Consider the following 14,872-nt stretch of genomic DNA (forward strand, 5'->3'; position numbering starts at 1 on the left):
TCCTCGTGTGTCCGGCAAAAGGGGTTCACTCCAAGCATCTCCTGCTTTTTCTAACCATATGTTTCTGCATGTGCCAGAAGGTGATGTTATTGATGTTCCCTTTGACTCTGAATACAAAACCGACTCCTTGTTTTATAATGAGCAAATACCCGAGCTGCGCTTTGACGTAAGTTTGTGGCTGCAAGTAGATGAGGATGAACGATCGGCGTTTCGGGAGAATGAGTGGGGAGATGAGTTGTTTGTTGTAGACGAGCAGGGATATGTGACCTTCGGTTATTTATATCTCACCATAGATTTCAGACGAGAAAAACCAGGATCTCCAGTGTCATTCCGATTTGTATCGGCCACTGATGACATGAGTGATTTGATGGCTTACTCGCATTCTCTGCGGAGACTCTTTAGCACATTGTTAGTTGACGGCGGAGGTATCTGCGGCTTTCTTGATTTTGAGGGTACACGGGATGAGTCACTGCTCTGGTGGTTGAAGGGACAGAATATGGAGCGATGGATACCTGTACCAGGTGAGGGAGAGGTGAGTGAGAGCGACATGTGGTTTTGTCGAAGGTACGATGGGTTGGTAGTGGAGTGAACCCCTTTTGCCGGACACACGAGGAAGTCAACTTCTGGCCACAGAGGCATAGGCTTCCTCAAACTCAGCAGGCGGAAGATACCCCAAGCTAGAATGCAAGCGCTTGGTATTGTACACCTGCTCGATGAATTCCTGTAAATTGGCTTCTGCATCGGCAAATGACTCGTACTCTTTGAGATACACTTCCTCCATTTTTAACGTCTTAAAGAAACTTTCGGCTTTGGCATTGTCGTACGGATTCCCCACGGCCGACATACTGATGTGCGCGCCAATCGCCTGTAACTGCTCCACATAGTCGTGACTCGCATATTGGACGCCACGATCGCTGTGATGGATCAAGCCGGGAGCTGGGTGGCGTTCGGCAATGGCCTGGTTCAAGGCGGCCAGGGTCAACTGAGTCGTCATCTCCCGTGAGAGGAACCACCCCACGCACCGGCGTGAGAACGCATCCAGGATACAAGCCAGGTACACAAAAGCTCCCCGCAGGCGGATGTACGTGAGATCAGCCACCCACGCCTGATCGGGTGCCGTCAGTACCCGATCGGCTAACACATTGGGATAGACCGGGAACCTATGCCGCGAGTCGGTCGTCGCAACCACAAATCGTTTTTTCAGATGACACAACAAGGATTCTTCCCGCATGATCCGCAAGACGCGTTTATGATTGACCTTCCAACCTGCTCGTGCCAGAGCACGAGTGACGCGACGATAGCCATAGCCGGGAAACTCCAAAATGATTCGCTCAATGTGATCGCGCAGCTCCGTTTCTCTCTCATCTCCCTGTTCGAGCTTGGCTTCATAGTACCAACTGCGACTCACGGAGAACCATTCACACAGCCGTAGCACCGAGAGTTCCGGGTGGTCTTGATGAGCCTGTTGGATCATGGCGTGACGCTCCCCAACCCTCTGCTCTGCAAGGCTTTTTTTAACACCTGATTCTCCAACGCCAATTGTCCACAAAAACGCTCTAATTCGGCTACCCGTGAGGCTTCAGTGGCCGGTCCTGACTCGGTGGACAAAAAGGCCAACTCTCCGCGCTCCTGATACTCCTTGCGCCACCGCGAGAGAACACTTGCAGCCAGTCCATATTCGCGGCAGACTTGGGCTGGTCGCTTCTGGCCGGTACTCACCTGACGGACGACATCCAGTTTAAATTCTCGGCTGTGTTGTCGCTTGTGCATCGTTTCTTCTCCTTCGCGTCTTTCTCAGTGTACGATATTTTCGCGAAGTTGACTTCGATCACTGTCCGGGAAAATGGGTGCAGTCCATAGAGCGTTGGTTGCAAGAGGAGTGAGTAGAATGGTTTTGCTCTCAGTTTTGCTCTCACTTACTATCTGACAACTAATGACAGCAAAAGAAAGCCGCCTGTGAAGAGACTTTACAAGCGGCTTCGTTGGTGGAGATAGGGGAGAGTTGAACTACGCCACGGTTTATTTCTCACTGGCTCTATAGCTACTTTGAGAAGCCTGCAAAGCTATCTTATGTGGTTTTGGCTTGTTGAAGTTTGTCTAAAATTATTGCATGTTATAGGTTGTCTTTGGTGTCTCAATTGGTGTCACAGTTGGATGCTGTTATTGAGGCTGGCAGTATGATATTTTTGTCTTTGTGGCTAAAGACGCTTTTATTATGATACTATCTGTGTATTCCATAGAAATGGAGCATGTGATGGTTCAAGCGAATCAACAAGACGATGATCGTTATAAACATCTTTGTGAGCGTATTGTAGAGCGATGTCGTCTGCAGAACTGGTATGGTCCTGATTATCATAGTTATACCAGTCATAGAGGTTACTTCTATATCAATGGAAAACTACAAATGCGTGAGCCAAGTCATGATCTGGAAACACACTTTGAGTTTCCACTGGCCACTGAAGAGCAACTTCGCCTGAGTGAAGCCGTGATGGGCTTTGAACATCCTCCTCTTCTGCGAACGCTCTATCTTCAGGTTGCTAATGGTGGTTTTGGGCCAGGCAGAGGGCTGACTGGAGCCTTGGGAGGTTTCTGCTATTGGACTCGCCGAGATCCTCGCTACACCGCGATGCAGAAGGAGAGAGTAGTCGAGAAATATGGAGAAGCGTATACTGACTTATTTGACCCTATACCGTTTGATTTAGAGCAACATGAAGAGAGATATGATCACCCTAGAGAGATCAGCCTTTCTGAACGCGAGTGGCCAACCTACTTTTTACACCTCTGTGAGGACGAGGGACAGGATCATATTTATCTCCATGCAAAAAGCGGCCATCTGTATGACGCCTCGGGACCCTACGGTGGAGAACCAACATTGAGAGGCGATGAAGTATATACCCGTCTCTTTCGTATCGATGGATCATTAGAAGATTGGTTTGAGCGTTGGCTTGATGGTATCCCGCCAGTTCAATGGTACCAGAAATAAGCCAAGAGAGGTCTATCAGCATTCGTTTGATGATATGTGCTGAAATGGAGGAAATACCGGAGCAATAAAGAGCGTTCTGTTATGCAAGCGATGTGTTATGCTTATCTCTGAAACAGGTTTTTGACGAGAGAGGCAGGATCTATATGACGACAAGAGCAAAACTGTTTTCAGTGACACCTGCTGATTGGGTTCCAGGTCCAGGTCAAGGGCGGTGGACATATCAGGAATATGCAGCGATACCAGAGGATGGGCATCGTTATGAAGTGGTGAATGGAGTCTTGTATATGGCACCCTCTCCAAGCTCGAATCATCAGGATATTGTTCTCGCAATAGCGTCTTACTTGCGTTTTTATGTGAAGAACACGGGCTTAGGAAAGGCGTACGTGGCTCCTCTAGACGTGGAGTTGAGCTATGGAAATATCGTACAACCTGATGTTTTTGTGCTTCTGAACGAGCATCTTGATCAGGATATTGGTTCTCGTATTGTGGGTGCTCCTGATCTTGTGGTAGAGGTGGCCTCTCCGAGCACTGCACGTCATGATTTGAGTGAAAAGCTTCAGGCATATGCTGCAGCTGGAGTTCCTGAATATTGGGTTGTGACTCCCGATGCTCATGTGGTGGAGATGTTGGTCCTGGATCGTGGAATGTATCGCTCTTTAGGGCTTTTTATTGCTGATGATGTGTTACCTTCTCAGGTTTTGCCTGGGTTGCCTGTGACTGTGGAGCAGTTCTTTATGTAGATGTTATAAGATGGCGTTTTGAATCATAGCCTACCCTTAGAACAAAAAATACCCCTGACAGTTCTAAACTGTCAGGGGTATTTTTACTCTTTCATGCTTTCGCTTAATGCTTCTCGGTAAGCACGTATTATTGGTGCTCCAGACTCCTTTATATCAATGACAAACAACCTTGTGTCTGGCCGGGGGAACATCACTTCACTGAAGCCGAAGTGTTGTAGAAGTCTGATGCCGCTTTTTGTTGCTCCTACTGCTATCATTTTTTCTACGATCGCGCCTCTTCGTCCCAGGTCGACTACCGTGTCCATGAATCTAGAGATGAGCCGAGATCCATACTTACGTCTTAGGTTTTTGTTTAAGCTTGGCTTGATGCCTATTTCTGCTATGTAGAGTTGGACGTGGTTGCCTGTCTTGTACTCTTCTATGTCTTCTGTGGAGATTTTTACATCACCTAGGAGAAAAGAAATGTGGCAGTATTCTGAGTGGTGTGTAAAAAAAAGGTCTGGTATCCTGAACTGGAAAATGTAGTGAAACTGAACCAGGAGGATAGCCATGACCCTTTACGATCACTCTAGCGAAGACATCATCACCCGTCAAGAGGCCTTTGAGCAGCTGGTGAAAGAGCGACTCCAGTACGCCGTTCGCATCGCATTCATCAATGTGCTGGAAGAAGAAGTGACGGCCTTTATTGGAGCCAAGCCGTATGAGCGCAGCCAACACCGTCGAGATCAACGCAACGGACACTACAGCCGTCATCTGGACACCACTGTGGGAGAAATCGCCGATGTGCCCGTTCCTCGCACGCGAGGAGGGTATCACACGCAGTTGTTTGAGCGTTATCATCGCCGCCGCGACGAGCTGGATGGCGCCATGCAAGACATGTTCATCAAAGGAGTGAGCATGGCTCAAGTCGGAGAGATCATCGAGACATTAACCGGTTTGCATCCGAGTGCCTCAACCGTCTCGCGGGTGTTTCATACGCTGCAAGAGGAGTATGAGCAGTGGAAAGCCCGTCCCCTAGCTCAGCGCTATGCCTACGCCTTTGCCGATGGGACCTACTTCACCGTGATCTACCAGAGCGAAGGCTGCAAGATGCCCATCTTGGCGGTGGTGGGCATTGCCATCACCGGAGAGCGAGAAGTGCTGGCTTTTCGCGTGGGGGATCGGGAGAATCAGCAGGCGTGGGAAGATCTCATGGAGGATCTCAAAGCACGAGGAGTCAAGGAAATCGGGCTCTGGATCAGTGATGGCAACCGAGCCATGCTCAATGCCATCACCAAGCACTTCCCGACCGCACAGAGACAACGCTGTGTTCTGCACAAGATGGAGAACGTGCTCAGTTACGTTCCGAGCAAGCAGCGAGAACAGCTTGAACCTGAGCTCAAAGCCCTCTTTTCCCAAGAAAGCCGACAGCAGGCCGATCAAGCCGTGGCTGCTTTCCTTGAGAAGTACCAGAAGGTCTATCCCACCGCGGTAGAGTGCTTGCAGCGGGATCTGGAGGCTTGTCTCACCTTTTACGCCTTTCCGAAGACGCACTGGAAGACCATTCGCATCAACAATGTCAGTGAGCGGCTCTTTGGAGAAGTCAAACGTCGTTCGCACAAGATGGCTGCCGCGTTTCGCAATGAGGGGAGCTGTCTGCTGCTCTTCTATGCCGTCATTCGCGGCTTGACCTTCCACAAGCTCACGATGCCACCAGCATCGCAAGCTCAGCCAGATCTTGTCCTTTTACACAGTACTTGACATACTGCCAAGAAGGCAAATGGCGAGGGTTCTGTGTACAAACGTCAGAGTGATGGCTTGTATATTGCGAGCATCACGCTTGATGGAAAACGTAAAACCTTCGCTTTCAAGAAAAAGGCTGACGCTTATGCGAAACTGCGCGAGGTCCAGCAGAATATACAGCAAGGTACGTTTGTCGAGAGGTCGCAACAGACAATAGAGCAGTTCCTCATGCATTGGCTAGAGTATACAGTAAAGCATACATTGCGTGCTCGTTCATATGAGCGTTATGAGGAGATTGCTCGTCTTCATATTATCCCTCGCCTGGGCAATGTAAAACTACAGGATCTCAAGCCACAACATATACAGGTTCTTCAAGCAGAAAAGCTTGAAGAGGGTTTGTCTGCGTCGACTGTTGGGATCATTCATCAGGTCTTGCATAAATCTCTAGATGATGCAGTAAAGTTAGGCTTGCTCGGGAAAAACGTTTGTAACGCCGTTCCTCCTCCACGTGAAAAGCGCAAGGAAGTGAAGCCTCTCACTCCTGATCAGTCGCGTAAGCTCTTAGAAGCTGCAAAAGATCATCCACTAGAGGCGTTGTTTGTCCTGGCTCTCACTACGGGAATGCGTCGTGGGGAGCTATTTGCTTTGAAGTGGAGCGATATTGATCTTGAACATGGCGTACTCTATGTGCGGCGTACCTTGAGTCGTGTTCCTACGAAGGTGCGAGGTGAGAGCCAGGATGTTCTGGTGGAGGCTGAAACGAAAACACAGAGGAGTAGGCGTAGTATCGTCCTGACTCTCCTGGCGGTGGAGGCTTTGATAGAGCATCGTCTAAAGCAGGATGAGCAACGGCGTATTGCTGGCGATTCCTGGCAGGACAATGATTATGTGTTCTGTGCGCATGATGGCACATACCTGAGTCCTAATCATGTCTCCTCGGTGCATTTAAAGCGACTTTTAAAAGAGGCTGGCCTCCCCGATATTCGTTTCCATGATTTGAGGCATGGAGCTGCCACGTTACTTCTAAGTTTACAGGTTCATCCGAAGGTGGTGCAGGAGATACTTGGGCATAGCGACATTTCTACAACCATGAACATTTACTCTCACGTTTTGCCTTCGATGCAAGCGGATGCAATGAAGCAATTGCACTCAGCGTTTAAACAGGAAGATCTTGATAAAGGGAAGTGAATTTGTGGCAATTTTTGCCGTTGCTACAGTCGTTGCTACAGTTGGCTGTTCAGCTATAAAATTCAAAAAGCCTCGAACGGCTCTAGTAGCCATTCGGGGCTTTTGCTTTGTGTTCGCGAGCATGAAAAAAAGCCGATGGCCGGACTCGAACCGGCGACCAGCTCATTACGAATGAGCTGCTCTACCAACTGAGCTACATCGGCTTGGATGAAGTTTCTTGCGTTGCCTCATCTCTTTGACGGTTATGATTATAACTGCCTCACGCCTCCCTTGTCAAGCACTTTTTTGCAGGAATTTGAGAGGGGGCAAAAATTCCTGCGCCTCGGCTTTCCTCGCCACTCTAATCGACTTCTTCGATGCATTGCCTCGCCTCTTGACAAGCATGGCCCGTGTTGGTTAAGCTTTATACGCATGTTGTGAATTATATATGCTTTGATTTCTTCTATGTGCGGAAAAATGTGGTGGTGGTGCTCCTCGCTTTGACGCCCAGGGCGTTCCGTTGTCTGCGTAATTCTTCTCCTGTTGTCTTGCTTAAGATTCACAAAGGAGATACTCTATGTCTGCTACTTCTCCGTCGAATCAGCTCTTTGTTCGCCCCCTGATGCCCTTTACTTCCTTCTATGACCTGGTTGCTCCCTCTTTTCTGCTGCAGCCGTGGGTGATTCAGAATCTGCTGCCTGTGGGCTTGACGCTGCTCAGTGGTGATCCTCGCTGTGGGAAGACCTCGCAGGCGCAGCAGTTGATGCTTGATATCGCAACCGGTACGACGTCATTTGGGACGCATGATGCCACGCTCGATGATGCCTCGCAGCATCTGCGGCCCAGGCGGGGGAGCATTTTCTACCTCTCTCTAACCAGTTCGACGCCCCATTTGCATGAGATTCGCTCTCGCATCTATGCCTCGCGCCCAGATATACCCGCGCTGAGCAACTTGTTTGTGACCAATGCCTTTAAGCCGCTGACACCTGGCGAGGGACTGCAAGAGCTTTGTGACTGGATTCATTGCTATGCCGATTCATGTCTACTGGTGATCGATGATCTCGCCTCATTGCGCTCGCTCTTCCCTGGCAATGATCGGGAGCTGTTGGCCCTGTTGCGACGCCTGGCGGAGGAGCACCAGATCAGTATTCTCTTGCTGCACTCCTGCAAGCGCTCTTCGCCTCTGGCTGCGCAGGTCGATCATCACCTGCATCTTAAGAGCCTTCCTGTCTCGATGCTCTACACGCTTGAGGTCCATGGTAATCGGCTCTTGCCTACCTCGTACCTTTTGTATTGCCCAGCTGATCGGCTCTCCTTTCGCCTGGCGAGCCTGGAGGAAGAGCGGGCGTTGGATACGTTGAGCGCTCATAAGACGCTGACGCGCGAGCGCCTGGGCCTCCTGCACCTCTTCGATGAGTATGGCCCGATCCTGACGCCCCGGCAGGTTGCCGCTCTTCTTCAGCTTGACTATGACTGTGCACGCCAGCTCTTGAGCAAGATGGTGAAGGCTAATCTCTTGACGGCATCGGCGCGTGGCCGCTATGCCATTCACCCTTTTATTAAGCCGCTTGTGCCCTCTCTTCTCGCACACCATCCCTTCCTCCCCAAATTCGATATCGCTCACATTCCCGCCGATGAAGAGGCGGAAGTAGAAGCGGCACCCGCTACCATAGAGCCAGCCTTACAAGAGGAGAAACTGGATGCGGAGCCGACTGCTGAAATCGCGACCGCTCACGCTGCATCTGATACAACTGCTTCGACTTCCGGCGAGTCTGTCAGTCACCCTGGCCACCAGGGGCCTGAAACGCCAATCGCTCACAACCAGCCTTCTCCTCAGTGGCAGGCTTCAAGCTTAAACGGAAATGTCCCTGGCAGTCCCGGCTACCTCCCTGGTTATCAGGCGAACGCTTCACAAATGCCGCCACCCGCCATCTAACCTGACCTCGCTGACGTTCATAGGCCTCTACGGCTGACTGCACCTTTACAACTTAATTGCCTTGATGCACGATGTTTTATGCTCGACAAGCATTGGCTCTTATGATAAGATGGGACGCGATATTCATTTTTGATCTAGCTGGGAGTTCTGCTATGCGTGCCCTACTGGTGGCTACCACCAATCGTCATAAGCTAGACGAATACCGTGCGATCTTCTCAGATCTACCCTTTCAACTCCTGTCCCTCAAGGATATCCAACTGGATCTGGATGTAGAGGAGACGGGAACGACTTTCGCCGAGAACGCGACGCTCAAAGCCCTGGCCTACGCTCAAGCCTCCAATATGCTGGCCCTCGCCGATGACTCTGGCCTGGAGATTGATGCGCTCAATGGCGAACCAGGCGTGTATTCGGCGCGCTTCGCGGGCGAGCAGACCTCGTATGCGGAACGCTTCCGCATTATCCTGGAGCGCCTGCGCGATGTTCCGGCTGCGCAGCGTACGGCGCGCTTCCGCTGTGTTATTGCCCTGGCTGAGCCATCTGGCCTTTTGCGCCTGGCCGAGGGGACAATGGAGGGCTTGATCGCGGATGCCCCTCGTGGCGAGCATGGCTTTGGCTACGATCCCATTTTCCTGGTTCCAGATCTGCACAAAACAAATGCCGAGCTTTCGGCTGAGCAGAAAAACGCGCTTAGCCATCGTGGAGCGGCCGCCCGCCAGGCACGCCACCTTCTTGCAACCTGGCCCCAGGCGTGATGGGATGTGATAGACGTGATTTAAATAAAGACCCTCGCATGCGTACTGCAATTCGCCACCAGCGTGGCCCGGCGGAGGTAATTGGTTCGAATAGACGAGAGATATATGAGGAACTGCTAAATTATGGCGAAGAAGTCTGCCATCCGTATCGCGTTAGACCTGGAGACAACGGGCCTGCATGCTGAGCAAGATGCCATTCTTGAGGTGGCCGCGATCAAGTTCCAGGGGGGTGAAGTCCTGGATACTTTTGAGACCTTTATTTCACCAGGGCGTTCGATCCCCTATCGCGTGCAGCGTCTGACTGGCATCAAGCCAGAGCTGCTTGTGGGCGCCCCTCCGTTTGACGCCATCTCTCGCCAACTGCATACCTTCCTTGGCGACTATCCAATTGTCGGCCATAGTATTCCCTTTGATGTGGGCTTCCTGCGGCGCTGGGGCCTGGCGCGCTCCAATCCCATGGTCGATACCTTTGAACTGGCGACCGTGCTGTTGCCCTCCCTCTCGAGCTATAACCTGGGCCAGGTTGCGCACTCGCTGGGTATCCAGGTTCCTAGTGATCGCCATCGCGCCATGGTCGATACCGTCCTGGCGATGGAGGTCTTCCTCTCGCTCTATGAGCGCCTGCAAACCGTGGACCTGGCGCTCTTGCAGGACCTGGCTCACCTGGATGGCCCGCGCTCCTGGCCGCTGCTCCACTTCTTCCGTCATGAGCTGCGTCTGCGCCAGGAGCATGATGGCGCGTCTAATTTGAGCCGGGGCATCCTGGGTGATCGCTTCGCCGCGCAACTTGGTATGGATCCTCGTGTCCTCTCCTTCGCCATCGCGCGCAAAGACGATGCGCCTCCTCCCGCGCCAACCGCTCTTCCCGTTGCCACGACCGCTCACATTCAAGAGGCCGAGATATCGGCTGAGGCACCCTTTGGAACGTCGGTGGCTCACGAGGCGGTGTATGAGGCCTTTGAGCAGCGGAAGCCGATTGTGGTTGAGGTGACGATTGGTGATAACGATTATACGCCTGTCCTGCTCTCCGCTCTGCGCTGGCTCAATGAGCCCGAGGGGGAGACGGGCACGCCGCGCCGGCTGGTAATTGCCTGCGCGAACCAGCAGGGGGCGCGGCGCCTGGTGTCCAGGATTCTGCCCACGCTGCAAAATCGCTTAGAGAGCCAGCTCTCCGTGGCCTACCTGGCTGAGCGAGGTGGCTACCTGTGTACCCATCGCTGGTTTGGCGCGGCCCTCCGGCGCACCAGTGGCGAGCTGACCGCTGAGCAGGCGCGTGGCCTGGCAAAGCTCGGCCTCTGGGCGCAACAGACGCTCACGGGCGAGCGCGGCGAGCTGACGCTGCTGCCCCAGGAGTCTGCCGCCTGGGAGCGTATTTCGTCCGGTGTGGAGCGGCTCCCCTCGGCGGACCCGCGCGCTGGCTCGATTTACCAGCGCTGCACCTATCGTCGTAAGGGCCTCTGCTTTGTGAGCCTTGCTGAGGAGCGCGTCAAAAATGCCCGCATCGTGGTGACCACGCACGCCGGTCTTTTTGATGACCTCTCCTCTTCGCACTCGCTCCTCTCCGGGATTGAGCAACGTGTCATCCTGGATAGCGATCTTCTGGATGAGGAGAATGCGCGCTGGAGCGGCGCCGAATTTCGCCAGGAGCACCTGCTGAACCTGCTCAATACGATTGGCGCCGAGCTTCCTACTGGTCGCTATCAGGGGTTGCTGGCCCTGGCCGCGCCCTCGTTGCGCGAAAATGGTCCTGGTGGTATCTCTTCCACGCCCACTGTCGCCAAAGCCGAGCTTGACCAGCGGATGCTGAGCTGGTTCCAGACGCTGCGCCAGGCACGTGCCGCCGTCGAGCAGCTCTTTAAGAGCTTCCAGGCTTTGATTGAGGATGCCGCGCACCAGGGCAATGGGAAAGGGAAGGGCGAGGGCACGGGACGCTCAGCAGGCTCTCGGAGTCATGAACGCCTGGATCAGCCTCTGCGTTTGACCTCTCAGTCGTGCCAGATTGGAGCCTGGAACGAGGTTGAGCAGACCTGGAAGCAGGCCGCGCATCGCTTGCAGTCCGTGATTGATCTCGCGCGCCAGGCCGAGAAAATCATTCTCGCGCCCCAGAAGAACGCGCATAAGGAAAAAGGGAGCGGCGAGGATAGCTCGCTGGCCTCTGAGTTGGCCGCAGCCGCGCACCAGTTGCTGGAGCAGAAACGCCTGGCTGAGCAGGCTCTCTCCCTGGGCGAGAGTGAGTCTGTCTACTGGCTGCGTATGCCGCCGACGCCGGTCTCGCATGCTGGGCATCAGCGCCCAGGTCAGGGGCCTCAGACCCTGGGCGAACCCTTGCCTCCCATCTTGCATACTCAACTAGTACAGACTTCAGCGTTGTTGCGGCGCTTGTTGTTGCGCGAGCAGCGTGGCACGATTTTCGCGGGAACCGCGCTCTCGGTCGATGGTTCCTTCGCTTTTACACAGGGGCGCCTGGGCCTGGAGAGTGAGCAGGGCCTGACCCTCTCGATTGAGCGGCCTCATCATGAGCAGACGCTGCTCTACCTCATGGATGACGTGCCTGAACCCAATGTGCCGCAGTACCAGCGCCATCTGGATGAGACCATCATGCAGATGGCGAGCGCCCTGGAGGGGCAAACGGTCGTGCTCTTTACCTCGCATGCCGCCTTGCGTAGCTCGTATACTGCGATTAAGCCCATGCTAGAGGCGCGTGGCATCCTGGTCCTGGGGCAGGGCATCGATGGCTCGCCGCGTAACCTCTGGCAGATCTATCGCGAGCAAGAGCACGTGGTCCTGCTGGGAACGGGCAGCTTCTGGGACGCGGGCGACGATGTGACCATTTCGCCCACCTGCCTGATCGTCTCGCGCTTGCCGATGCCGGTCCTGCATGACCCTCCAATCGCCGCGCGCGCCGAACTGATCTCCGATCAATTGCATAACCTGACTGTGCCCATGGCGGCCCTGCGCGTCAGGCGCGCCCTGAATAAAATTGCCTGGCATAATGATAAACGCAATGCTGTGATCATGTTTGATAAGCGGGTCGTCTCAAAAGAGTATGGCGCGATGGTCTTGCAGAGCCTGCCGCGTTGCTCCCAGCGACGCGGCGGAGCCTCACGCGCCGCCGAAAGCGTGCTCGATTGGCTGACCGACACCGGCTCGTGGGAGTAGGCATCTCGGGAGCACATCTTTTTGGTAGGGACCCGGTTTACCGCGTCCAAATGTCATTCATGGCATGTTGGCGCCGCCGAAACCGTTTGGGACCGATGTGATGTGTGATGCAACATTATGCAATGGAATTATATGGACTGCGCCTACAGGCGATCAATCGCCTTTGGACGCGGTAAACCGGGTCCCTACCATAGGGGAAGTGTTTGGGGCCTGCTGGGAGAGTACCAGGAAAGGATATATCATATTTATGGCTTTAGATACTACTGCCCCGGTGGAGGGGCCGCGCAAACTACGTGTTGTATATGGTTCGTGCCCGCATGATTGCCCTGACTGCTGCGCCCTGGAGACGCAGGTCGATGAGAATGGGCGGGCCGTAAGCGTGCGTGGGCGCGCCGATCATCCGATTACGCGCGGCTGGCTCTGCGCCAAGGTCAATCGCTACCTGGAGCGCGTCTATCATCCCGAGCGTCTGCTCTATCCCCTGCGCCGCGTCGGGCCCAAGGGCAGCGGCAAGTTTGAGCGTATCTCCTGGGACGAGGCTATTTCTGAGATTACCAGCCGCTGGAAGCAGATTATTGCCGAGCATGGCGGCCAGTCTATTTTGCCATATAGCTATGCGGGTACCCTGGGAACCGTCCAGGGCGGAGTCACCGATGAGCGCCTCTGGAACCGCCTGGGGGCCTCTGGCCTGGAGCGAGCCATCTGTGGGCATGCCGCTGAAGAGGGCGTGCAACTGGTGGTTGGTGGGCGCCTGGCCCCCTCGCCCGAGGTCCTGGTCGAGAGCAAACTGATCCTTATCTGGGGCAGTAATCCCGCCAGTACCGCGCCTCACATCATGCCTTTCCTGCGCCAGGCGCAGAAGAATGGTGCCCAGGTGATTGTAATCGATCCCATTCGCACTCTCACGGCACGCTCGGCGGACCAGCATATTCAGCCCTATCCGGGGACCGATGCCGCCCTGGCTCTGGCGATGATGTATGTCATGGTTCACGAAGGCCTGTACGATCAGCAGTGGCTCGATGCGCATACCGTGGGCTGGGAGCAGTTCCTTGAGCGCATCCATGAGTGGACGCCAGCGCGGGCCGCCCGCGTGACCGGCCTGGCGGAAGAGCTAATCGTGGACCTGGCGCGCCGCTACGCCACGACGAAGCCCGCCATGCTGCGCCTGACTGATGGCATTAACCGCCACACCAATGGTGGGCAGACCGTGCGTACCCTGACCTGTCTCCCTGCTGTGGCTGGACACTATGGCGAGCGCGCTGGCGGTCTGATGTATAGTACCAGCGATTGGCTCAAGTGGGATAAGCAGGCGCGGGGACACGCGCATGAGACCAGTTGTCCCCCCGAGCCGCGAGTGCTGAATATGAACCGCCTGGGCGCAATCCTCACGGGCGAGGCCGATCCCCCTGTGTACTCACTCTTCGTCTATAATGCCAATCCCGTGGCGTCGACGCCTAACGTAGGCAAGATTGTTGAGGGCCTAATGCGCGATGACCTCTTTACGGTCGTACATGAGCTCTTCGAGACCGATACCGCGCGCTATGCCGATATTATCCTGCCCGCGACCAGCCAGCTTGAGCAGCGCGACCTGCATAAGCCTTATGGTCACCTGACACTCCAGTATAATGAGCCGGCGATTGAGCCGCTGGGCGAGGCGCGTAGCAACTGGGATGTTATGCGCGCCCTGGCGAAGGGCATGGGATATGACGAACCCTGGCTCCAGGCCGACGTAGACGAGATTATTGAAGAGCTGCTGGAGGCCTCGCGCCCTCAGAACACCAGCTTACAAGGCATTACCCTGGAGCGCCTGAAGGCGGAGGGCGCGATCCCCTTGACGCTCTCCGAGGAGGAGCAGGTGCCATTCGCCGATGGTGTCTTCCACACCCCGTCCGGAAAGGTTGAGTTCTACTCGGAGCAGGCCCTTGCCAAAGGTTATGATCCTCTGCCGGGCTGGGTCCCCGAGGTGGAGTCGCATGTCCAGGAGCGCGAGATTGTGCCAGTGGATGAGCGCCTGCCCCTGCTCTGCCCGGCAGCGCACCACTTCCTTAGCTCGTCGTTCGGCAATGTCGGGATACTCAAGGAGAAAGAGCGCTTCCCACGCCTCTGGATTCACCCCGTGGACGCGCAGAAGCGGGGCATTCGTAGCGGTCAGCTTGTGCGTGTCAGCAATGAGCGTGGCTGGTGCCGGCTGGTCGCGGATGTCTCTGAGGAAGTGCGCGAGGGCGTCCTGGCTACGACGACCGTCTGGTGGCCTATGTTTAGTCCCGACCAGCGCAACGTGAACTGGACGACCTCTGATCGCCTCGCCGATTTTAATGGCGGTAGTACCTTCTATACCAATCTAGTACTGGTAGAACCGTCTGTCGAGCCATAGGCTGATTTCTGTATGTTATAATCCATTGGGGAAGCTATT

The 14,872-nt window shown here is 54.5% G+C and carries 10 protein-coding genes, 1 tRNA gene and 1 pseudogene; 9 read left to right on the plus strand and 3 right to left on the minus strand.

The genetic code is table 11. The features are described from left to right. Positions 1-7: 7 nt before the first annotated feature. Positions 8-589 (plus strand): hypothetical protein, encoded by a 582-nt coding sequence (locus tag JMJ04_RS45995; RefSeq protein ID WP_201377049.1) that lies wholly within the window; start codon positions 8-10, stop codon positions 587-589. Positions 590-616: 27 nt separating this feature from the next. Here the strand turns inward: JMJ04_RS45995 and JMJ04_RS46000 are convergent. After that, positions 617-1,770, minus strand: a pseudogene (locus JMJ04_RS46000) (IS3 family transposase). A 424-nt stretch (positions 1,771-2,194) separates the two neighbouring features. Between JMJ04_RS46000 and JMJ04_RS46005 the strand changes: the two are divergent. Both JMJ04_RS46005 and JMJ04_RS46010 read left to right on the plus strand, forming a co-directional pair. Continuing rightward, positions 2,195-2,983: a hypothetical protein gene (locus JMJ04_RS46005; protein ID WP_201377050.1), complete on the plus strand. Its 789-nt coding sequence runs from the start codon at positions 2,195-2,197 to the stop codon at positions 2,981-2,983. Between the two features lie 143 nt (positions 2,984-3,126). Continuing rightward, complete coding sequence (locus tag JMJ04_RS46010; RefSeq protein ID WP_201377051.1) at positions 3,127-3,723, plus strand: Uma2 family endonuclease; 597 nt, start codon at positions 3,127-3,129, stop codon at positions 3,721-3,723. Positions 3,724-3,806: 83 nt separating this feature from the next. Here JMJ04_RS46010 and JMJ04_RS46015 read toward each other — a convergent pair whose 3' ends face one another. Further along, the gene (locus tag JMJ04_RS46015) at positions 3,807-4,274 is read right to left on the minus strand and encodes a hypothetical protein (RefSeq protein ID WP_201377052.1); all 468 of its coding nucleotides are present in this window, start codon (positions 4,272-4,274) and stop codon (positions 3,807-3,809) included. Between JMJ04_RS46015 and JMJ04_RS46020 the strand changes: the two genes are divergently transcribed. Together JMJ04_RS46020 and JMJ04_RS46025 are read left to right on the plus strand one after the other, a co-directional pair. Then, entirely contained in the window at positions 4,273-5,463 is a 1,191-nt protein-coding gene (locus JMJ04_RS46020; protein ID WP_201377053.1) for an IS256 family transposase, read from the plus strand. The two genes, JMJ04_RS46015 and JMJ04_RS46020, sit on opposite strands and share 2 nt — an antisense overlap. Positions 5,464-5,496: 33 nt before the next feature. Beyond that, positions 5,497-6,633: a tyrosine-type recombinase/integrase gene (locus JMJ04_RS46025; RefSeq protein ID WP_201377054.1), complete on the plus strand. Its 1,137-nt coding sequence runs from the start codon at positions 5,497-5,499 to the stop codon at positions 6,631-6,633. A 130-nt stretch (positions 6,634-6,763) separates the two neighbouring features. Here the strand turns inward: JMJ04_RS46025 and JMJ04_RS46030 are convergent. After that, positions 6,764-6,836, minus strand: a tRNA-Thr gene (locus JMJ04_RS46030). A gap of 353 nt (positions 6,837-7,189) precedes the next feature. Between JMJ04_RS46030 and JMJ04_RS46035 the strand changes: the two genes are divergently transcribed. The 4 genes from JMJ04_RS46035 (at position 7,190) to JMJ04_RS46050 (ending at position 14,833) form a co-directional block, all read left to right on the plus strand. Further along, a complete protein-coding gene (locus JMJ04_RS46035; protein WP_236039204.1) occupies positions 7,190-8,548 on the plus strand; it encodes an AAA family ATPase in 1,359 nt (452 codons plus the stop codon). Between the two features lie 152 nt (positions 8,549-8,700). Next, positions 8,701-9,300, plus strand: a complete 600-nt coding sequence (locus tag JMJ04_RS46040) for an XTP/dITP diphosphatase (RefSeq protein ID WP_201377055.1) — start codon at positions 8,701-8,703, stop codon at positions 9,298-9,300. A gap of 123 nt (positions 9,301-9,423) precedes the next feature. Beyond that, entirely contained in the window at positions 9,424-12,459 is a 3,036-nt protein-coding gene (locus tag JMJ04_RS46045; RefSeq protein ID WP_201377056.1) for an exonuclease domain-containing protein, read from the plus strand. A 247-nt stretch (positions 12,460-12,706) separates the two neighbouring features. Beyond that, positions 12,707-14,833, plus strand: coding sequence for a molybdopterin-containing oxidoreductase family protein (locus JMJ04_RS46050; RefSeq protein ID WP_201377057.1), 2,127 nt, complete (start codon positions 12,707-12,709; stop codon positions 14,831-14,833). Positions 14,834-14,872 lie beyond the last annotated feature (39 nt).

The sequence above is a fragment of the Ktedonobacter robiniae genome (assembly GCF_016587375.1).
GTDB classification, from domain to species: Bacteria; Chloroflexota; Ktedonobacteria; order Ktedonobacterales; family Ktedonobacteraceae; genus Ktedonobacter; species Ktedonobacter robiniae.

What these genes read in the sequence shown, in the direction of transcription:
- JMJ04_RS46010 (WP_201377051.1), top strand. Translation starts at nt 3,127, where the DNA reads ATGACGACAAGAGCAAAACTGTTTTCAGTGACACCTGCTGATTGGGTT.
- JMJ04_RS46020 (WP_201377053.1), top strand. Translation starts at nt 4,273, where the DNA reads ATGACCCTTTACGATCACTCTAGCGAAGACATCATCACCCGTCAAGAG.
- JMJ04_RS46015 (WP_201377052.1), bottom strand. Translation starts at nt 4,274, where the DNA reads ATGGCTATCCTCCTGGTTCAGTTTCACTACATTTTCCAGTTCAGGATA.
- JMJ04_RS46035 (WP_236039204.1), top strand. Translation starts at nt 7,190, where the DNA reads ATGTCTGCTACTTCTCCGTCGAATCAGCTCTTTGTTCGCCCCCTGATG.
- JMJ04_RS46040 (WP_201377055.1), top strand. Translation starts at nt 8,701, where the DNA reads ATGCGTGCCCTACTGGTGGCTACCACCAATCGTCATAAGCTAGACGAA.
- JMJ04_RS46045 (WP_201377056.1), top strand. Translation starts at nt 9,424, where the DNA reads ATGGCGAAGAAGTCTGCCATCCGTATCGCGTTAGACCTGGAGACAACG.
- JMJ04_RS46050 (WP_201377057.1), top strand. Translation starts at nt 12,707, where the DNA reads ATGGCTTTAGATACTACTGCCCCGGTGGAGGGGCCGCGCAAACTACGT.